This window comes from uncultured Bradyrhizobium sp. (assembly GCF_936943645.1).
Taxonomy (GTDB): domain Bacteria; phylum Pseudomonadota; class Alphaproteobacteria; order Rhizobiales; family Xanthobacteraceae; genus Bradyrhizobium.
This window is the reverse complement of the sequence record NZ_CAKZJO010000056.1, coordinates 191,981-211,058: the sequence shown is the minus strand read 5'-3', so window position 1 is coordinate 211,058 and position 19,078 is coordinate 191,981. Positions and strand designations below refer to the sequence as shown.

The following is a 19,078-nucleotide window of genomic DNA, read 5'->3' as shown; positions in this document are numbered from 1 at the left end:
ATGCGAAGAGAGCGATGCTGCACCGCACGCATCTCGCGTGCCGGCATTAATGCTGTCTGCGCGCAGCTCCCATGAAAGCGGGGACCTGCGAAACTTTGCCGTTGTACTTGGGAACGGTTCTAATAAGCTAACCCAATGACGTCATTCAGAAACCAGATCGACGCAGGTTAAGCGTCCGACAAGCTCAGAAGAGGCCGCGGGGTCTTTGAGCCTGCGCGGACAGGGTAGGAATGAAACCGACCGATATCGCGGCCCCCGACTACTTTCACAAAGTGGTCGATTGCCAATGGGCCTGTCCTGCACACACCCCGGTTCCCGAGTACATCCGACTGATCGCACAAGGCCGCTACAGCGACGCCTACATGATCAATTGGAAATCGAACGTGTTTCCCGGAATCCTGGGACGCACCTGCGATCGTCCATGCGAGCCGGCGTGCCGGCGCGGGCGCGTCGAGGAAACTCCGGTTGCGATCTGCCGCTTGAAGCGCGTCGCCGCGGACTTCAAGGACGACATCAAGCAGCGCTTGCCGCGCCCCGCAGCAAAGAACGGCAAGCGCGTCGCCTTCGTCGGCGGCGGCCCGGCCTCGCTGACCGTGGCGCGCGACCTGGCGCCGCTCGGCTATCACTGCACCGTGTTCGATGCCGATCCGGAAGCCGGCGGCATGATGCGGACGCAGATTCCCAAATTCCGCCTGCCCAATTCCGTCATCGACGAGGAGACCGGCTACATCCTGGGCCTCGGCGTCGAGTTCAGGGGCGGCCACCGCATCGAGAGCATGAAGTCGCTGCTCGCGGAGAAATATGACGCGATCTTCGTCGGCTCCGGCGCGCCGCGCGGCCGCGAGCTCGACATTCCCGGCCGGAAAGAGGCCGCCGCCAACATCCACATCGGCATCGAATGGCTGGCCAACGTGTCGTTCGGGCATACCGACAAGATCGGCAAGCGCGTGATCGTGCTCGGCGGCGGCAACACCGCGATGGATTGCTGCCGCACCGCGCGCCGCCTCGGCGGCGAGAAAGTCACGGTGGTCGTACGTTCCGGCTTCGAGGAGATGAAGGCCTCGCCCTGGGAGAAGGAGGACGCGATCCACGAGGATATCCCGATCCTCAACTACATGGTGCCGGTTGAATTCAAGCATGTTGCCGGCAAGCTCATCGGCGTCACCTTCCAGCACGTCAAAGCCGAATTCGACGCCAAAGGCCGCCGCAATCTGGTGCCTTCAGGCGACCCCGATCAGACCATTCCCTGCGACGACGTGCTGGTCGCGGTCGGCCAGGAGAACGCCTTCCCCTGGATCGAGCAGGATTGCGGCATCGAGTTCGACAAATGGCACATGCCCAAGGTCGATCCGAAGACATTCGTCTCGACCAACCCGAAGGTGTTTTTCGGCGGCGACGCCGCGTTCGGCCCGAAGAACATCATCTGGGCGGTCGCGCACGGCCATGACGCCGCGCTGTCGATCCACAAGATGCTGTCGGGCGAGGACATCACCGAGCGCCCGCTGCCCGACGTGCAGGTCTCGTCGCAGAAGATGGGCATCCACGAGTGGAGCTATGACAACGACATCTCCAACGACAAGCGCTTCAAGGTGCCGCATCGCGACAAGGTGATCGCGCTGAAAGACATCCGCGCCGAGGTCGAGCTCGGCTACGACGTCAAGCTGGCGCTGGGCGAAGCCGAGCGCTGCCTGAACTGCGACGTCCAGACGGTATTCTCGACCTCGCTCTGCATCGAGTGCGATGCCTGCGCCGACATCTGCCCGATGGACTGCATCACCTTCACCAACAATGGCGAAGAAGACGATCTGCGCCATCGCCTGAAGGCGCCCTCGCCGCATCCGGACCAGGATCTCTATGTATCCAGCGACCTCAAGACCGGACGCGTGATGGTCAAGGACGAGGACGTCTGCCTGCATTGCGGGCTGTGCGCCGAGCGTTGTCCCACCGGCGCCTGGGACATGCAGAAATATTTCATCGAGATGACTCACGCAGGTTCGACATGTCCGACAAGAAGCCGATCAGCAGCGTAAACGACTTCGTCGTCCGCTTCGCCAACGTCAACGGATCGGGTTCGGCCAGCGCCAACGAGATGTTCGCGCGCGCGATCCTGCGCCATGGCGTGCCGGTGTCCCCGCGCAACATCTTCCCCTCCAACATCCAGGGCCTGCCGACCTGGTACGAGGTGCGGGTGACCGAGGACGGCCATCTCGGCGCCCGCGGCGGCGTCGACATGATGGTCGCGATGAACCCGCAGACCTGGGACAAGGACGTCGCCGGCATCGAGCCCGGCGGCTATCTGTTCTACGATTCCACCAAGCCGATGCCGTCGACCAAATTCCGCGACGACATCACCGTGATCGGCGTACCGCTGACCGCCATCACCAACTCGACCTACACCGATCCGCGGCAGCGTCAGCTGTTCAAGAACATCATCTATCTCGGCGCGCTCTCGGCGCTGCTCGACATGGACGCGAAGCTGATCGAGCAGCTGATCGGCGAGCAGTACAAGGGCAAGGAGAAGCTGCTCTCCTCCAACGTCCACGCGCTGCATCTTGGCCGCGACTGGGCGCTGCAGAACCTGAAGTGCCCGCTGGGGCTGCGCATCAAGAAGTCCGACAAGGTCGGCGACCGCATCTTCATCGAGGGCAACAGCGCCGCCGCGCTCGGCGCCGTCTATGGCGGCGCCACGGTGTGCGCCTGGTATCCGATCACGCCGTCGTCGTCGGTGGCGGAAGCCTTCACCGCCCATTGCAAGAAGTACCGGCACGACCCCGAAACCGGCAAGGCGAAATACGCGATCGTGCAGGGCGAGGACGAGCTCGCCTCGATCGGCATCGTGATCGGCGCCTCCTGGAACGGCGCGCGCGCCTTCACGGCGACCTCCGGTCCCGGCATCTCGCTGATGACCGAGTTCATCGGCCTTTCATACTTCGCCGAGATCCCGGCCGTGATCATGAACATCCAGCGCGCCGGCCCGTCCACGGGCATGCCGACCCGCACCCAGCAATGCGACATCATCGCCTGCGCTTATGCTTCGCACGGCGACACCAAGCACGTGCTGCTGTTCCCGGAAGATCCCGCCGAGGCGTTCGAGTTCGCGGCCGCCGCGTTCGATCTCGCCGAACGTCTGCAGACCACGATCTTCCTAATGCTCGATCTCGACATCGGCATGAATCACCGGCTCTGCCGTCCCCTGAAGTGGGACGACGCCAAGCAGTATGACCGCGGCAAGGTGATGACGGCCGAGATGCTGGACGAGGGCCGCGACTTCGGCCGCTATCTCGACGTCGATGGCGACGGCATTCCCTACCGCACCTATCCCGGCACCCATCCGACCAAGGGCTCCTACTTCACCCGCGGCACCTCACGTGACCGCTATGCCCGCTATTCCGAGGAGGGCTCTGTCTACGCCGACAACATGCAGCGCCTGATGCGCAAGTTCGAGACCGCACAGGACCTCGTGCCGCGGCCGCTGCAGGCCAATGCGGAGCGGCCGACCAAATATGGCGTGATCTACTTCGGCTCGACCTCGCCGGCGATGGACGAGGCGATCGGCCTCCTGGAAGCGCGCGGGCATCAGCTCGACCGGATGCGTATCCGCGCCTTCCCGTTCCACTCCAGCGTCGCAAGCTTCCTGGCCGAGCACGACTTTGTCTACGTGGTCGAGCAGAACCGCGACAGCCAGCTGCGTCAGCTCATCGTCAACGAGAACGGCATCGATCCCGTCCGCCTCGTGCCGATCGTGCACTATGACGGCACCCCGATCACCGCCCGCTTCATCGCAAAAGCCATTGGCGACCACCAGGATCACCTCAAGGTGACCCCGCTCCGCAAGGCCGTGTCATGACCTACATTGCAAAGCCGAAATTCCATCATCCGGGGCTCAAGAAGAACGAGCTCGGCTACACGCACCGCGATTACGAAGGCAAGATCTCGACGCTGTGCGCCGGCTGCGGCCACGATTCGATCACGGCCTCGATCATCGAGGCCTGCTATGAGCTCTCGATCGAGCCGCACCGGGTGGCGAAGATCTCCGGCATCGGCTGCTCGTCGAAGACGCCGGACTATTTCCTCGGCAACTCGCACGGCTTCAATTCCGTGCACGGCCGCATGCCCAGCGTGCTCACGGGCGCCAACCTCGCCAATCGCGACCTGATCTATCTCGGCGTCTCCGGCGACGGCGATTCCGCCTCGATCGGCTTCGGCCAGTTCGCGCATTCGATCCGCCGCGGCGTCAACATGACCTATATCGTCGAGAACAACGGCGTCTACGGCCTGACCAAGGGCCAGTTTTCCGCGACCGCCGACCGCGGCTCGAAGTCCAAGAAGGGCGTCACCAACACCGACAACGCCATCGACCTCGTCGCCATCGCTCTGCAACTGGGGGCCACATTCGTGGCGCGCTCGTTCTCCGGCGATAAGACCCAGCTGGTGCCGCTGATCGCCGCCGCGATCCGCCACAAGGGCGCGTCCTTCATCGACGTCATCAGCCCCTGCATCGCCTTCAACAACCACGCCGGCTCGACCAAGAGCTTTGATTATGTCCGCGAGCACAATGACGCCGTGAACCGGCTTGACGTGCTGGTCGGCCGCGATCCGATCGCGGTGGACTATGCGCCCGGAACGGTGCAGGTGGTCGAGCAGCACGATGGCAGCAAGATCGCGCTGCGCAAGATCGACGCCGACTACGATCCGCATGACCGGTTAGGGGCCCAGACCTTCCTGGCACGGCACGCCGCCAAGGGGCAGATCGTCACCGGGCTTCTCTACGTCGATCCCGAGGCGGAAGATTTGCACGAGCATCTCAACACGGTTGAGACGCCGCTCAACACGCTGGAAGCGGACACGCTGTGTCCGGGTTCGGCGGTGCTGGACAAGATCAACGCCAGCCTGCGCTGAAGCATTCGCAGAATTCGTAGGGTGGGCAAAGCGCAAGCGTGCCCACCATTTCCATCGATCGCGTGGAAAGATCGTGGGTACGGCGCGTTGCGCCTTTGCCCGCCCTACGGCAGCGCTCTAATGGACAGGCTCCGGCTCCGTCGCTGGACGGGCCGTATAGGCCAGACGGCCGGCCTTCCAATATTGCGTGCAGGTCTCGAGCAGCGTCTCTCCGTCGATGGTCAGGCCGCCGGGACTGACGAGCACCCCCTCCGCGCCGATCGCCTTGTTCATCATCGAGACGATGCGCTTCAGCAGGCCGACGTCGAAACGACTGGCGATGAGCGGATCGAGCTTGAGCACGACGAGGACCTGACTGCGATACCGCCAGGCCGTTATGTCCCGCACGGATCTCCAGGAGATGGTGTCATCGGCGATGCGGGTGTCGCGGATCCCGACGCGGGTGATGAAGAGGACCGGCTGCCTGGACGAGACCAGCCGCCAAAGCGTCCTGCAGGTCGCGAACCCGAACAGAGCGACGCCCACATAGCAGGCCGTGACCTGGAATTCGGAGAGCGGCTTGGCGTGAAACAGGTTGAAGGCGACCGCTGCGCTCAGAAGCGTCAGCAGCAGGCCGCCGGCCAGCATCTTCAGGAGCCGCGGCACGGAATAGCCAATCGCAAGGTTGGGCAAGTTCTGACTCACGGACATTTTGACCGCCACCAGTCATCTGCAGCAACCGGGCGTTGCCGCCCCTCATCCTTCAGACCCTTAAGGCTGGAACCTTGCGCGAGGCTGCCCGCAAGGCGCGCGACCAGGAGCGCTTGAACGCGCCGCTCGCAGTCTGCGACTAACCGCCAGTCGGCTCCTCTGCTCGGTGCGAGCCCGACGACGGTTCAAACGCCCGGTGCGACCATGAAGCTTGCCCTCATCCTGCCGCTCGCCCTTGCCGTTGCCGCCGGCGTTGCCCACGCCGAGGAGGCCGACGACTTTCGCGCGGCGAACAAGGCCGAAGCCGAGACCTTCAACGCCCGAATGTATGCGGGCCCGCCGGGCGAGAAGGCCTTTGCCTGCTTTGTCCGCCGCTACGACGCCGAGCATCTGGCGCGCCATCCGAAGCAGAAGGTCGCGTCGATGAAGCTGCTGGTCTCGGCGGAATGGGACAAGGAGGACAAGCAGCTGCACAACTCCTTCCGGCTCGGTTTCAGATATCGTCATCGCTCGGGTGATTTCGACTCCAGCGGTTCATGCAGCCACACCGCGCTCACCAAGCGCGGCAACGAAGTCCGCCTTGGCTGCGGCGTCGACTGCGAGGGCGGCGGCATCGGCATTGCGCTGTCGAAGGACGACAAATCGGCCATCGTGCGGCTCGCGAGCGTCAGGGTCTGGCTGCACAACAGGCCTGATGACGAGGCCGAGCGATCGCTGGTCGCGGGCAGCGACGACGGGATTTTCCGTCTCGATCGCACCGAGAACAGCGAATGCATGGGGCTCGTGACCGATCGCAAGGAACTCGCCGCGCTGCGCCACAAGTGATATGCCTGCGGCGAGATGAGGCTCAGTCGAGGAGATCGCCATGAACCGCCGCAACATCCTGTGGACCGTCGTCTCGACCCTTGGCACAGCTCTTGGCACAGCTCTTGGCGCAGCGCTCGGCGCCTCCAGCGCGAAGGCCGCGACGGAAGCGGGCGCCGGCAACAAGCTGAAGGTCGTCTATCACCTCAGCGAGGCCGAGAAGGTCAATTTCGTGCTCGGCAACATCCAGAACCATATCGACGGCGTCGGCGGCCCCGAGCACGTCACGCTCGCGCTGGTGATCCACGGACCGGCGCTGAAGGCATTTCACGCTGGCCAGGCCAACCCCGATCTCAGCAAGCGCATCGGTGAATTCTCCAAGGATGGCGTCGAGCTCGCCGCCTGCGGCAACACCATGAAGGCGCAGAATGTCTCTCTGAAGGAGCTGCTGCCGGGCTTCGTCAGCGCGGAAAAGGGTGGCGTGGTCAGGTTGGCCGAGCTGCAGTCGCAGGGGTATCTTTACTTGCGGCCGTGAGAGCGCGCGCTGCCGTCCCACGGGAGAGAGGGCCGCGCGAACCACTATCACTTCTTCCCTGCAGCTCTTGACTGATCCATAACCCTTGAGTTATGAGTTAATCCATAACTTCCTGGTTATGGATCTCCCATGTCCACCGCCCCAGACCTCCTGTTCAGGACGCTCGCCGACCCTACGCGGCGGGCGATCTTCGAGCGGCTTTGCCGCGAGGGCGAGCAGACGGTCGGGGCACTGACGGCGACGTCGGGCGTTTCCCAGCCAGCGGTGTCAAAACATCTCGGCGCGTTGAAGCAGGCGGGCCTCGTGCGCGACCGGCATGAGGGACGGCAGACCCATTACAGCGCGCAGCCCGGCGCGCTCAATCCGCTGATCGACTGGACCAGCCAGATGGCCTCCTTCTGGCAGAGGCGGCTCGACGCACTCGACGATCTCCTGAAGAGGATGGACCAATGACTGAAACCTCAGGCCAGACACGCTCGGTGGTCGTCGAGCGCGAATTCGCCTTCCCGGCCGAGCGGCTCTGGCGCGCGCTGACGCAGCCGCATCTGATCGAGGAATGGCTGATGAAGAACGACTTCAAGCCTGATGTCGGCCATCGCTTCAATCTGCGCGGCGAATGGGGCGGCGTGCTGGACTGCGAGGTACTCACCATCGAGCCGCAGAAGACGCTCGCCTACACCTGGAATTTCTCGCACGAGGACGCCGCGTTCGACCTGAAAAGCGTCGTGACCTTCACGCTGACGCCGACCGGTGCGGGCACCCATCTGCGCGTCGAGCAGGCCGGCTTCAGCCCGACGCAGAAGCAGGCCTTTGGCGGCGCGCATGCCGGCTGGAAGCAGTTCTTCAACAAGCTGGACGAGCTGCTGGCGCGGGTCGGCTAGGCGCGTCCATTCCAACCCTTGCAAAGGAGGTCCGTTGACCATGTGGATTCGACAAACCCATCGCTGGCTGTCCATGGCCTTTACCCTCGCTGTCATCGCCAACATCGTCGCCATGATCATGCAGCTCGATGCCGCCTGGATCGGCTTCCTGGCGCTCGTGCCGCTGATCCCGCTGCTCGCGACCGGGCTCTATCTGTTCGCGCTGCCCTATCTCGGTCGGCGCGGCGAGGCGAGGTCATGAAGAAGGCGGTAGCGAAGAAGAGCGCCGCGAAGGCAGTGGACGGACCATCGCCCTCCAGGATGATCGATGGCCGGATCAAGGAGCTCGGCGACTGGCGCGGCGAGATGCTGGCGCGGGTCCGCGGCCTGATCAGAGAGGCCGTCCCTGATGTCGTCGAGGAATGGAAATGGCGGGGCGTGCCCGTGTGGGAGCACGGCGGCATCATCTGCACCGGCGAGACCTACAAGGAAGTGGTGAAGCTGACCTTCGCCAAGGGCGCCGCGCTGGACGACCCCGCAGGCCTGTTCAATTCCAGCCTTGACGGCAATGTGCGGCGCGCGATCGACATTCGCCAGGGCGAGAAGGTCAACGAGAAGGCATTGAAGGCGCTGATCAAGGCTGCGGCCGAGCTGAATGCGGCGAAGAAGAAGCCGGCGAAGAAGGCGTAACGGCGAACGATCGAGTTCCGCCAACGGCGACACTCTCTCCGTTCCCTCCCCCCTTGTGGGGCAGGGGCAGGGAGGGGGGCCGCACGGGGACTCTCTCCATCACAAAGCGCCTTCGGTGCATCGTTAACAACCGAGACCTCTTGCTGAGCCACCCCTCTCCCCAGCCCTCCCCCACAAGGGGCTAGCTTGAGCACAGATCTTCGGTGAGGAAGTATCCTTGCACAATGGCTTTGAAGCGTTCGAGGCCATCTCGCATGGTGATTGGACCGGTAGATTTGTCACTATGGTAGCCAGTCCAGCCGCCCAGGCGGGCGATGGTCCAGCCGGCCCAAGCAAGACTTTCGGATCGATGGGGGTTTTGCTGCTTGGCGGTGCGTCCCTGCAAGCGTGCTTGCAAGAGGGATAGAACCTGTACTTCGCGTTCATCGAACAGGTGTGATGCCGGCTGACTGTCATCAGTTGAGGCGCGCGCGAGCACGAGCTGCATGGTCTGGCATGCGGCGATCAGAGCGATTACGGCGAGTTTTTCCAGAGCCTGGCCATCGGCGAGGACGCTCTCCTCAAGGTCCAGGCCTTGGCGCTTCACGGTTCGGAACAGCTGTTCGATATGCCAGCGCTGGCGATACCAGCCGATCACCGTGAGAGCCTGTTCGACAGTTTCAACATCATGGGTGGTCAGCAGGCGCCACAGAACGGGCTCCTCGCCCGGAGGTGGATCAATCTCGCGGACTTCGATTGCGGACAGCTCGATTTGGCCCGGTGCGTTGGGATCGGAACAGGATACGGGCCTGCAGATGGTGACCTTTGCGAACCGCACACTCAATTGCGCTTGACGCGCCGGGCGCTTGTCCGCTCGCGCCGGCAGATCGAGCATAAAGCTATGCCGCTCAGGTAGCGCTGCCATGGTCGTGAACAGAGTGCCGCCGCCGACGACGGCACGATCCCGGCAGGCGCGGCTCAACAGATGCGTGCGGCGGTCCGGCAAGCGAGCCCATTTCTCGTAGATGTCGCCCTCTCGGTCGTCGATCACCGTGATCATCTCGGCCTTGGTCAGGCCCCATTTCGCCCGCCGCGGACCTTTCAGCCACCGATAGGATTCCTTCTCCTCAATCGGTTGCTTGCGGTAGTCGGCAGCCTTGGCTTTGAAGCGCCGCCACACCTGCACATCAGCCAAACCCAGACACTGACCCGTTTCGGCATCAACCGTCAGGACCGGATGCACGAACAGGCCGACGTCGCTGCCATTGCCGACCTTGCCAAGTCCGCGCTTGCGCCCCCGCTTGGCTTCGTAGTTGATTTCGCTGGTGTCCTGGATCGCCAGAACGTGTCGGCCGGCCACAATCGCATTCAGCCGCGCCCGCACACGGACCACCATCTTCTCGACCGTGACCCGATCGTTCATCAGAAAACGCCGAAATTTGACCTTTTCTGCACGGTTGTCCCCCAGCTTGCGCAGACAAACCGTCTGCCGCTCGCAGACACGGGCAAGCAACCGCGCGCCATTTTTTTAAGACGCGCGTCGCCGAAATAGCCGATATCCATAGCCATCGCTCACTCCAGAATCACGACGGCCTAGACAGAATCACACACGATTCATCCAGCGCAAGAGATCTGTGCTCAAGCTAGCCCACAAGGGGAGAGGGAACGCACCTTCACCGGTGCGCCAGTTGGGTTTCATCCCCGCATAAAGAAGCCGCCCTCACGCCACCGCGGCGGGAATCGGGCGCGGGCTCACCACATACTCGCGCAAAACCTTGTCGTTGGCGTCGACTTCGATCAGCGAGACGTCGTAGGTCCAGAGATCGGCGAGATGCTGCAGAACCCGCTTGGCGTCGGTCTCGTTGAGCTGCGAGCCCTTGATGACGTGGTGGTGCAGGATCAGCCGGCGGTCGCCGGAGAGATCGACGTCGACCACCTCGATATTGGCGTCGATGAAGCCGACATCGTGCTGCCGCGCCAGCTCGCGGCGAACGCGGCGGAAGCCGCGCTCGTCGTGGATCGCATCGACGCGGATGCCGGCGCGCTCCTCGGGATCGTCGTGCAGGTGGAACATGCGGAAGTGCCGCATCAATTTGGGACTCAGGAACTGGCCGATGAAGCTCTCGTCGCGGTAATTGGCCCAGACGTCGCGCAGCACGCCCATGACGTCGCCCTTGCCGGCGATGTCGGGGAACCACTCGCGGTCCTCGTCTTCCGGATTGGTGACGATGCGCTCGATGTCCTGCATCACGGCAAAGCCGAGCGCATAGGGATTGAAGCCGGAGAAGCGCGGGTCGTCGAATTCGGGCTGGAACACCACGTTGGTGTGCGATCCCAGGAATTCGAGGAAATTGCCGTCGGTGATGCGACCCTGCTGATGCAGCTTGGTCATGATGCGATAGTGGACGTAGGTGGCCGTCCCCTCGTTCATCACCTTGGTCTGGCTCTGCGGATAGAAATATTGCGCGATGTGGCGGACGATGCGCAACAGCTCGCGCTGCCAGGGCGCCAGCCGCGGCGCGCTCTTCTCCAGGAAGTAGAGCAGGTTTTCCTGCGGCAGGCCGAGCAGCTTGCGGCGGCGCTCGACTGACAGCGCAGAGCGGCTCTTGCTCTTGCCGGCCGGCACGGTGCGCCAGAGGTCGTTGAAGACCTCCTCCTCGTGCTGACGGCGGCGCCCTGCCCGCTTCTCCTCGGCGCGCAAATCCAGTGTCTTCTTGCCGGGATAGCGGTCGATGCCATGCGACATCAGGGCGTGCGCAGCATCGAGGGTACGCTCGACCTCGATGCGGCCGTAGCGCTCCTCGCACTGCATGACGTAGTTCTTGGCGAAGTCGAGATAGTCCAGAATTCCTTCCGCATCGGTCCACTGCTTGAACAGATAGTTGTTCTTGAAGAAGTGGTTGTGGCCGAAGGCGGCGTGGGCGATCACCAGGGTCTGCATCGTCGCCGTGTTCTCTTCCATGAGGTAGGAGATGCAGGGCGAGGAGTTGATCACGATTTCATAGGCGAGACCCATCAGACCCTTGCGGTAGGACGCCTCGTGATAGGCGAATTGCTTGCCGAACGACCAGTGCTTATAGAACAAGGGCATGCCGACCGACGAATAGGCATCCAGCATCTGCTCGGCGGTGATGACCTCGATCTGGTTCGGATAGACGTCGAGCCCGAGATCCTTCAATGCCACCGTCTCGCAGGCATCGGTGATGCGCTGCAAGGTGTGGAAATCCCAATCGGCGCCTTCGAACAATCGTTCCGTCATGGAGCGGCTTTCTCCTGAACAGTTTCGCGGCGCTGGAACAGGTCGTGGAACACCGGAAAAATCTCGCTGCGCTCGGAGACCTTGCGCATCGAGAGCGGTGCGCCGCTGTTGCGCAGGCGCTCGTAGAGACTCCAGAGCGAGGAGTCGGACAGGTCGAAGGCACTGCCGCCGGATTCCCCGACCTCGAGATAGGCAAAGAACTGACAGACCGGCAGGATCTTGTCGGTCAGCAGCATGCCGGTGAGCTCGCCGTCGGAATAGGAATTGTCGCCGTCGGAGGCTTGCGCGGCATAGATGTTCCAGTCCGCGGGACTGAAGCGCTCGCGCACGATCTCGTGCATCGCCTGCAGCGCGCTGGAGACCAGCGTGCCGCCCGAGGCCGGGCCGTAGAAGAAGGTCTGCTCGTCGACTTCCTCGGCGCGGTCGGTGTGGCGGATGAAGACGATCTCGACGTGCTTGTAGCGGCGCTTCAGGAACACGTAGAGCAGCATGTAGAAGCGCTTGGCGAGATCCTTCATGTGCTCGGACATCGAGCCGGAGACGTCCATCAGGCAGAACATCACCGCCTGCGCCACCGGCTTTGGCACTGTCTCGAAGCGGCGGTAGCGGATGTCGAGCGGATCGATGAAGGGAATGCGCTTGGTCTTCGCCTTCAGCTTTTCGAGCTGGGCGAGCAACACCTCGCGTTCGTCCTCGTCGGTGCAGGCGGCGATCGCGGCTTCCAGCTCCTCGATCTCGTCCTTGCGGGGACGCTTGAGCGCGATGCGGCGGGCGAGCGCGAGCCGCACCGTGCGGCTGACCGAGATGTTGGCGGGCGAGCCCGACGTGGTGTAGCCGGCGCGCTGGATGCCTTCGCTCTCGGTCTGCGCGATCTTGCGCTTGGCGAGGTCAGGCAGCTCGAGATCATCGAGGAAGAGATCGACGAACTCGTCGCGGGAGAGCACAAAGCGGAACGCGTCCTCGCTGTCGCCCTCGCCCGGACCGGAATCCTTGGCGCTGCCCTGGCCGGAGCGCTGGAGATAGTCGCCCTCGATGAACTTCTTGTTCCCGGGCAGCACCATGTCCCGCGTTCCGCCTTCGCGGCGGAAGCGCGGCTCGTGCATGCCGTCGAGGGGGATCGTGACTTCGCCCCCCTCCAGGACGTCCTTGATGTCGCGTTCCTGCGAGGTCTTCTTGACGGCGCCCTGCACCAGGGATTTGGCCCGACGCAAGAACCGCTGGCGGTTCTCAAGACTCTTGCCGCCCGGATTCAGGCGCCTGTCAATGATGTGAATGGGCACTTTACCATTCGCCTCCCACTCCGCCTCAACCGGCCTGCTTCACGCGCATGTACCATTCGACGAGCCGGCGAACCTGACGCTCGGTGTAGCCGCGCTCCACCATGCGTGCGACGAACTCGCCGTGTTTCTTCTCCGTCTCGCCGTCCTTCTTCGACCCGAAGGAGATGACCGGAAGCAGGTCCTCGACTTGCGAGAATATCCTCTTTTCGATCACGTCGCGAATCTTCTCGTAGGAGGTCCAGGTCGGATTTTTGCCGCCGTTCTGGGCCCGGGAGCGTAACGAGAATTTGACGACCTCGTTGCGGAAGTCCTTGGGGTTGGCGATGCCCGCCGGCTTCTCGATTTTCGTCAATTCCTGGTTCAAAAGTTCGCGATCGAGCAGCTGACCGGTGTCGGGATCCTTGAAGTCCTGGTCCTCGATCCAGGCGTCCGCATAGTCGACGTAGCGGTCGAACAGGTTCTGGCCGTAATCCGAGTAGGATTCCAGATAGGCCTTCTGGATCTCGTTACCGATGAACTCGGCGTAGCGCGGGGCAAGGTCGGCCTTGATGAATTCGAGATATCGCTTTTCGACTTCCTCGGGCAGCTGCTCGCGGCGGATCGACTGCTCCAGCGCGTACATCAGGTGCACGGCATCGGCGGCGACCTCCTGCGGATCGTGGTTGAAGGTCGCAGCCAGGATCTTGAAGGCGAAGCGGGTGGAGACGCCGTCCATGCCCTCGTCGACGCCGGCGGCGTCGCGATATTCCTGGACGCTGCGCGCCTTCGGATCGGACTCTTTCAGGCTTTCGCCGTCGTAGACCCGCATCTTGGCGAACACCGTGGAATTCTCGTGCTTGCGCAGGCGCGACATCACCGAGAACCGCGCCAGCGTCTCCAGTGTCGAGGGCGCGCAGGGCGCCGAAGCGAGCTCGGAGCCCTGGATCAGCTTCTCGTAGATCTTCTGCTCTTCCGTGATACGCAGGCAATAAGGCACCTTGATCACGCAGATGCGGTCGATGAAGGCCTCGTTGTTCTTGTTGGACTTGAAGCTCGCCCACTCGGCTTCGTTCGAGTGCGCCAGGATTACGCCGGTGAACGGGATCGCACCGATGTTCTCGGTGCCGATATAGTTGCCTTCCTGCGTCGCGGTGAGCAGCGGATGCAGCATCTTGATCGGCGCCTTGAACATCTCGACGAACTCGAGCACGCCCTGGTTGGCGCGGTTGAGGCCGCCGGAATAGCTGTAGGCGTCGGGATCGTTCTGCGCGTAGGTCTCGAGCTTGCGGATGTCGACCTTGCCGACCAGCGAGGAGATGTCCTGGTTGTTCTCGTCACCGGGCTCGGTCTTGGCGATCGCGATCTGGCGCAGCCGCGACGGCTGGATCTTGGCGACGCGGAACTGGGAAATGTCGCCGCCGAAGGCTTCAAGGCGCTTGTAGCACCACGGGCTCATCAGGCCGGTGAGGCGCCGGCGCGGAATGCCGTATTTCTCTTCCAGCATCGGGCCGAGCTGATCAGGATCGAACAGGCTGAGCGGTGACTCGAACACCGGCGAGAGCTCGTCGCCGGCCTTCAGCACGTAGATCGGATGCACTTCCATCAGCGACTTCAGCCGCTCGGCGAGTGACGACTTGCCGCCGCCGACGGGCCCGAGCAGATAGAGGATCTGCTTGCGCTCTTCGAGTCCCTGCGCCGCATGGCGGAAGAAACCGACGATGCGTTCGATGGTTTCTTCCATGCCGTAGAAGCCGGCGAAGGCCGGATAGGTGCGGATCGTGCGGTTCAAAAAAATACGGCCAAGGCGTGGGTCCTTGGCCGTGTCAATCGTCTGGGGTTCACCGATCGCTGCTAGCAGTCGTTCGGCCGCGTTCGCGTATTTCATGGGATCGCTTCGACACGATTCCAGATATTCCGCCATCGACATGTCGTGCTGGCTTCTCGCCTCGAACGACCGAGCGAAAGCGTTGAATAGAGAATCGTTGTACATGATCCCTCTCCGCGTGAGTTCCGCTACAAGCTGAAACGAAAGCAGTTACTGGACCGTTCCTCAGGCCGCTTTTCGAATCAGCGTGAGCACATGACGATCATTGGACACCCGGGTGCCGATACGACGCAACGCACAAGGTAGGCACTCGCTGAATTACGAACAGGCACTTGCCTGTAATTTGTGCGAATCTCTGTCTATCTTCGCTCATTTCCAGAATTTGTCACTCGCTCGCCACATCCGGGCGATACCGGGGCCTTGTCTCTCCGGCACCGCAACATAGGGCGATCCGCGCGCGGCGATCTTATGACGCTTGTACGGCGAAGCCTTGCGTGCCCCGTTCATCTTCCTGCTGCAATGCGGTGCGCGGCGTGCCGGCCGCGTGAGCGTCGCGGCAAGCCCGCAGCATTGTCTCAAAATCGGTCGCCAGCCCCTCCGACCGGATCACGATACGATCGTTCTCCGCACAGCGGGCCAGGTTGCGGATGCCGCGCAGCTGCCGCAGCAGAGCGGGCGTCGGCGTCAGCACGATCGTGTCGTGGCCGCGGCATTGTTCAGCCGAAATCTCCGCAATCGAGTCCCACGGCAGAAATTCATCGCCGATGCGGAGATCGCGGATGCCGTAGGGGTTGACCACCACCACCGCTCCCCGGTCGGTCGGGAGCATCCAGATCAGCCAGATCGTCAAGGAGGCGAACACCACGACGCCGGCAACCCCGGCCGTCGTGTCGTAATCACTGAGGTCATCCCACCAGTCGAAAGCGAAGGTCGCGCCGACCAGCGTCATGGCAAAGCCCGCCGCGACCAGCAGCCGCAACGTGGTGGTACATGGGCTGATTTCGAGATCGCGGGATGCGTCGACACCTCCGGCGGGCGCGGCCCGTGGCGTACCGTTGGCGACGGCGAAGGCAAGGCCGTCCGTTTGCGCGTGCATGCTTTCCCCCAGCATGGCCATTCGCGGCCGAGCCACGATGCATCAGGCGGATCGGATTCCGCTGATGAGCACTCCGCGTCGCCACAAGCTGCAGAACACAGTGGCCGACGCTACGCAACCAGACCCGGCCGAACGCTCGGCCAACGACTTTTTCCGCAACACCGGCTACTGCCGAACGGATCGCCTTGATCGCGACGGAGTTACACTGGAGGGTATGACGCCTGTACCCTTGATTGGTTCCCTCCCGGGAGCATGTAAGCTAGAGGATAGCGCGTCAGGACCGGCGCGGAAACCCCTCGCCCGCAGGCTTGGAGATAAATAAGCATCATGAATCCCGTCAAAGAACTGGAAAAGCACGGACAAGCCGTCTGGCTGGACTTCCTGGCCCGTGGCTTCATCGCCAAGGGCGACCTGAAGCGGCTGATCGACACCGACGGCGTCAAGGGCGTCACCTCCAATCCCTCGATCTTCGAGAAGGCGATCGGCAGCTCCGACGAGTACGACGCCCCGATCGGCAAGGCGCTGAAGCGCGGCGACCGGACCGTGGCCGACCTGTTCGAGGCCGTCGCGGTCGAGGACATCCAGAACGCCGCCGACGTGCTGCGCCCGGTCTATGACCGCCTCAAAGGCGGCGACGGCTATGTCAGCCTGGAGGTCTCGCCCTATCTCGCCATGGATACCGCGGGCACCGTGGCCGAGGCGCGGCGGCTCTGGAAGGACGTTGACCGCAAGAACCTGATGGTGAAGGTGCCGGCAACGCCCGAGGGCCTGCCGGCGATCGAGACGCTGATCGGCGACGGCATCAGCATCAACATCACGCTGCTGTTCTCCAAGGCGGTCTACCTCCAGGTCGCCGAGGCCTACATCGCCGGCCTCGAAAAATACGTCACCGGCGGCGGTGACCCCTCGCATGTCGCGAGCGTCGCGAGCTTCTTCGTGAGCCGCATCGACTCGGTCGTGGACAAACAGCTCGACGAAAAGATCGCCCGCGCCAACGATCCGTCCGAGAAGGAGCGGCTTGCCGCGCTCAAGGGCAAGGTTGCGATCGCCAACGCCAAGGTTGCCTATCAGGACTACAAGCGCCTGTTCTCGGGTCCGCGCTGGGACAAGCTTGCCGCCAAGGGCGCCAAGCCGCAGCGCATGCTGTGGGCCTCGACCGGTACCAAGAACAAGGACTACAGCGACGTCCTCTATGTCGAGGAGCTGATCGGCCCCGACACCATCAACACCGTGCCGCCGGCAACACTGGATGCCTTCCGCGACCACGGCAAGCCGCGCGACAGCCTGGAGGAGAACGTCGACGACGCGAGGCGCGTGCTGGAGGAGCTGGAGCGCTCCGGCATCTCGCTCGATGCCATTACCGAGGAGCTGGTCAAGGACGGCGTCAAGCTGTTCGCGGATGCCGCCGACAAGCTCTACGGCGCGGTCGCCCACAAGCGCGCCACCGTGCTGGGGCCGACGATCGACCACCAGTCTCTCTCACTCGGCGACGGGCTCGGCAAGGCCGTCGTCAAGAGCACCGAGGAATGGCGCGCAGCGGCCAAGATCCGCCGGCTGTGGCAGCGCGACAAATCGGTCTGGACCGGCGCCGACGAGGACAAATGGCTCGGCTGGCTCGACAGCGCCGCCAAGGCCGACGTCGCCGATTACGAGGACTATGCCGGCCGCGTGAAGGGCCAGAAATTCTCGGACGCCGTCGTGCTCGGCATGGGCGGATCGAGCCTCGGGCCCGAGGTGCTGGCCGAGACCTTCGGCAAGAAGCCCGGCTTCCCCAAGCTGCATGTGCTGGATTCGACCGATCCGGCACAGGTCCGGGCGATGGAGGCGAAGATCGACATCGCCAACACCGTGTTCATCGTCTCCAGCAAGTCGGGCGGCACCACCGAGCCGAACGCGATGAAGGACTATTTCCACCAGCAGGTTGCCAAGGCGGTCGGGCCCAAGGTGAAGACCGGCCACCGCTTCATCGCGGTGACCGATCCCGGCTCGTCGCTGGAGAAGGCCGCCAGGAAGCTGAATTACGCCCGCATCTTCCATGGCGAGCCCTCGATCGGCGGCCGCTATTCGGTGCTCTCGCCGTTCGGCCTGGTGCCGGCGGCAACGGCCGGCATCGACGTCAAGACCTTCGTCAAGCATGCGCTCTCCATGGCCCGCTCCTGCGGACCGGACGTACCGCCGAGTGAAAACCCCGGCGTGCAGCTCGGCCTTGCCATGGGCCTCGCCGGGCTCGAAGGCCGCGACAAGGTGACGATCCTGGCGTCGAAGAAGATCGCCGATTTCGGCGCCTGGGCCGAGCAGCTGATCGCGGAATCGACCGGCAAGGAAGGCAAGGGCCTGATCCCGATCGAGGGCGAGCCGCTGGGCGACCCTTCCGTCTACGGCAACGACCGCTTCTTCATCGACATTCGCATCGAGGGCGAGGCGGACGCGGCGCATGATTCGGCCCTTGCCGGGGTCGAGGCCGCAGGCCATCCCGTCGTGCGCATCGTCATGAAGTCGATCGACCATCTCGGCCAGGAGTTCTTCCGTTTCGAGATGGCAACGGCGGTTGCGGGCTCGATCCTCGGCATCAACCCGTTCGATCAGCCGGACGTCGAAGCGGCCAAGATCAAGACCCGCGAGCTCACGGCATCGTTCGAGAAGACCGGCGCGTTGCCGGCGGAGAAGCCGGTGGTGAGCACTGATGAGGCCGATCTCTACACCGATGACGCCAACGCCACGGCGCTGCGCGCCGCCGGCGCCAATGGCGATCTCGGATCCTGGCTGAAGGCACATCTGTCACGCTCGGGCGACGGCGACTATGTCGCCCTGCTCGGCTATGTCGCGCGCGACAAGGCCACGATCGATGCGCTGCAGGCCATGCGGCTCGAGGTGCGCGAGAAGCGGCATGTCGCGACCTGTGCCGAGTTCGGACCGCGCTTCCTGCACTCCACGGGGCAGGCCTACAAGGGCGGGCCCGACAGCGGCGTGTTCCTCCAGATCACCGCTGACGACGTCAAGGACTTGCCTGTGCCCGGCCAGAAGGCCAGCTTCGGCGTGATCAAGGCGGCGCAGGCGCGCGGCGATTTCGACGTGCTGACCGAACGCGGCCGGCGCGCATTGCGCGTGCACCTCAAGGGCGGGCTCAAGAAGGGGCTTGCGGCCCTCAATGCGGCGCTCAACGACGCGCTCACTTAAGGAAT

Annotated in this window: 16 protein-coding genes; 10 read left to right on the top strand and 6 right to left on the bottom strand. The window is 63.5% G+C overall.

Going from position 1 to position 19,078, the window contains the following annotated elements; translation table 11 throughout:
• Positions 1-230 precede the first annotated feature (230 nt).
• From Q0743_RS16220 to Q0743_RS16210, 3 genes are read left to right on the top strand one after another with little or no spacing between them, the layout of a single operon-like run.
• On the top strand, positions 231-2,030 hold the full coding sequence (locus Q0743_RS16220; RefSeq protein ID WP_298242516.1) for an FAD-dependent oxidoreductase: 1,800 nt from the start codon (positions 231-233) through the stop codon (positions 2,028-2,030).
• Entirely contained in the window at positions 2,000-3,847 is a 1,848-nt protein-coding gene (locus tag Q0743_RS16215) for a 2-oxoacid:acceptor oxidoreductase subunit alpha (protein WP_298242515.1), read from the top strand. The genes Q0743_RS16220 and Q0743_RS16215 overlap by 31 nt, the downstream gene beginning before the upstream one ends.
• Positions 3,844-4,899: a 2-oxoacid:ferredoxin oxidoreductase subunit beta gene (locus Q0743_RS16210; RefSeq protein ID WP_298242514.1), complete on the top strand. Its 1,056-nt coding sequence runs from the start codon at positions 3,844-3,846 to the stop codon at positions 4,897-4,899. The genes Q0743_RS16215 and Q0743_RS16210 overlap by 4 nt, the downstream gene beginning before the upstream one ends.
• Positions 4,900-5,016: 117 nt before the next feature.
• Here Q0743_RS16210 and Q0743_RS16205 read toward each other — a convergent pair whose 3' ends face one another.
• Positions 5,017-5,589 (bottom strand): STM3941 family protein, encoded by a 573-nt coding sequence (locus Q0743_RS16205; RefSeq protein WP_298242513.1) that lies wholly within the window; start codon positions 5,587-5,589, stop codon positions 5,017-5,019.
• Between the two features lie 204 nt (positions 5,590-5,793).
• Between Q0743_RS16205 and Q0743_RS16200 the strand changes: the two genes are divergently transcribed.
• The 6 genes from Q0743_RS16200 (at position 5,794) to Q0743_RS16175 (ending at position 8,478) form a co-directional block, all read left to right on the top strand.
• Complete coding sequence (locus Q0743_RS16200) at positions 5,794-6,414, top strand: hypothetical protein (protein ID WP_298242512.1); 621 nt, start codon at positions 5,794-5,796, stop codon at positions 6,412-6,414.
• Between the two features lie 40 nt (positions 6,415-6,454).
• On the top strand, positions 6,455-6,928 hold the full coding sequence (locus Q0743_RS16195; protein ID WP_298242511.1) for a DsrE family protein: 474 nt from the start codon (positions 6,455-6,457) through the stop codon (positions 6,926-6,928).
• 129 nt (positions 6,929-7,057) lie between these two features.
• Positions 7,058-7,381: a helix-turn-helix transcriptional regulator gene (locus Q0743_RS16190; RefSeq protein WP_298242510.1), complete on the top strand. Its 324-nt coding sequence runs from the start codon at positions 7,058-7,060 to the stop codon at positions 7,379-7,381.
• On the top strand, positions 7,378-7,809 hold the full coding sequence (locus Q0743_RS16185) for an SRPBCC domain-containing protein (RefSeq protein ID WP_298242509.1): 432 nt from the start codon (positions 7,378-7,380) through the stop codon (positions 7,807-7,809). Before Q0743_RS16190 ends, Q0743_RS16185 begins: the two co-directional genes overlap by 4 nt.
• A 40-nt stretch (positions 7,810-7,849) precedes the next feature.
• Positions 7,850-8,050 (top strand): hypothetical protein, encoded by a 201-nt coding sequence (locus Q0743_RS16180; RefSeq protein ID WP_298242508.1) that lies wholly within the window; start codon positions 7,850-7,852, stop codon positions 8,048-8,050.
• Entirely contained in the window at positions 8,047-8,478 is a 432-nt protein-coding gene (locus Q0743_RS16175; RefSeq protein WP_298242507.1) for a DUF1801 domain-containing protein, read from the top strand. The genes Q0743_RS16180 and Q0743_RS16175 overlap by 4 nt, the downstream gene beginning before the upstream one ends.
• A gap of 181 nt (positions 8,479-8,659) precedes the next feature.
• Here the strand turns inward: Q0743_RS16175 and Q0743_RS16170 are convergent, their stop codons facing one another.
• From Q0743_RS16170 to Q0743_RS16150, 5 genes are all read right to left on the bottom strand, one after another.
• Positions 8,660-9,970: an IS4 family transposase gene (locus tag Q0743_RS16170; RefSeq protein ID WP_298242506.1), complete on the bottom strand. Its 1,311-nt coding sequence runs from the start codon at positions 9,968-9,970 to the stop codon at positions 8,660-8,662.
• 207 nt (positions 9,971-10,177) lie between these two features.
• Positions 10,178-11,716 (bottom strand): SpoVR family protein, encoded by a 1,539-nt coding sequence (locus tag Q0743_RS16165; RefSeq protein WP_298242505.1) that lies wholly within the window; start codon positions 11,714-11,716, stop codon positions 10,178-10,180.
• On the bottom strand, positions 11,713-12,990 hold the full coding sequence (locus Q0743_RS16160) for a YeaH/YhbH family protein (RefSeq protein WP_298242551.1): 1,278 nt from the start codon (positions 12,988-12,990) through the stop codon (positions 11,713-11,715). The genes Q0743_RS16165 and Q0743_RS16160 overlap by 4 nt, the downstream gene beginning before the upstream one ends.
• A gap of 31 nt (positions 12,991-13,021) precedes the next feature.
• A complete protein-coding gene (locus Q0743_RS16155; protein ID WP_194404070.1) occupies positions 13,022-14,965 on the bottom strand; it encodes a PrkA family serine protein kinase in 1,944 nt (647 codons plus the stop codon).
• A 301-nt stretch (positions 14,966-15,266) separates the two neighbouring features.
• Positions 15,267-15,917: an STM3941 family protein gene (locus Q0743_RS16150; protein WP_298242504.1), complete on the bottom strand. Its 651-nt coding sequence runs from the start codon at positions 15,915-15,917 to the stop codon at positions 15,267-15,269.
• A gap of 306 nt (positions 15,918-16,223) precedes the next feature.
• Here Q0743_RS16150 and Q0743_RS16145 point away from each other — a divergent pair, with 306 nt between their 5' ends.
• On the top strand, positions 16,224-19,073 hold the full coding sequence (locus Q0743_RS16145; protein ID WP_298242503.1) for a bifunctional transaldolase/phosoglucose isomerase: 2,850 nt from the start codon (positions 16,224-16,226) through the stop codon (positions 19,071-19,073).
• Positions 19,074-19,078 lie beyond the last annotated feature (5 nt).

What these genes read in the sequence shown, in the direction of transcription:
- Q0743_RS16220 (WP_298242516.1), top strand. Translation starts at nt 231, where the DNA reads ATGAAACCGACCGATATCGCGGCCCCCGACTACTTTCACAAAGTGGTC.
- Q0743_RS16215 (WP_298242515.1), top strand. Translation starts at nt 2,000, where the DNA reads ATGTCCGACAAGAAGCCGATCAGCAGCGTAAACGACTTCGTCGTCCGC.
- Q0743_RS16210 (WP_298242514.1), top strand. Translation starts at nt 3,844, where the DNA reads ATGACCTACATTGCAAAGCCGAAATTCCATCATCCGGGGCTCAAGAAG.
- Q0743_RS16205 (WP_298242513.1), bottom strand. Translation starts at nt 5,589, where the DNA reads ATGTCCGTGAGTCAGAACTTGCCCAACCTTGCGATTGGCTATTCCGTG.
- Q0743_RS16200 (WP_298242512.1), top strand. Translation starts at nt 5,794, where the DNA reads ATGAAGCTTGCCCTCATCCTGCCGCTCGCCCTTGCCGTTGCCGCCGGC.
- Q0743_RS16195 (WP_298242511.1), top strand. Translation starts at nt 6,455, where the DNA reads ATGAACCGCCGCAACATCCTGTGGACCGTCGTCTCGACCCTTGGCACA.
- Q0743_RS16190 (WP_298242510.1), top strand. Translation starts at nt 7,058, where the DNA reads ATGTCCACCGCCCCAGACCTCCTGTTCAGGACGCTCGCCGACCCTACG.
- Q0743_RS16185 (WP_298242509.1), top strand. Translation starts at nt 7,378, where the DNA reads ATGACTGAAACCTCAGGCCAGACACGCTCGGTGGTCGTCGAGCGCGAA.
- Q0743_RS16180 (WP_298242508.1), top strand. Translation starts at nt 7,850, where the DNA reads ATGTGGATTCGACAAACCCATCGCTGGCTGTCCATGGCCTTTACCCTC.
- Q0743_RS16175 (WP_298242507.1), top strand. Translation starts at nt 8,047, where the DNA reads ATGAAGAAGGCGGTAGCGAAGAAGAGCGCCGCGAAGGCAGTGGACGGA.
- Q0743_RS16165 (WP_298242505.1), bottom strand. Translation starts at nt 11,716, where the DNA reads ATGACGGAACGATTGTTCGAAGGCGCCGATTGGGATTTCCACACCTTG.
- Q0743_RS16155 (WP_194404070.1), bottom strand. Translation starts at nt 14,965, where the DNA reads ATGTACAACGATTCTCTATTCAACGCTTTCGCTCGGTCGTTCGAGGCG.
- Q0743_RS16150 (WP_298242504.1), bottom strand. Translation starts at nt 15,917, where the DNA reads ATGGCCATGCTGGGGGAAAGCATGCACGCGCAAACGGACGGCCTTGCC.
- Q0743_RS16145 (WP_298242503.1), top strand. Translation starts at nt 16,224, where the DNA reads ATGAATCCCGTCAAAGAACTGGAAAAGCACGGACAAGCCGTCTGGCTG.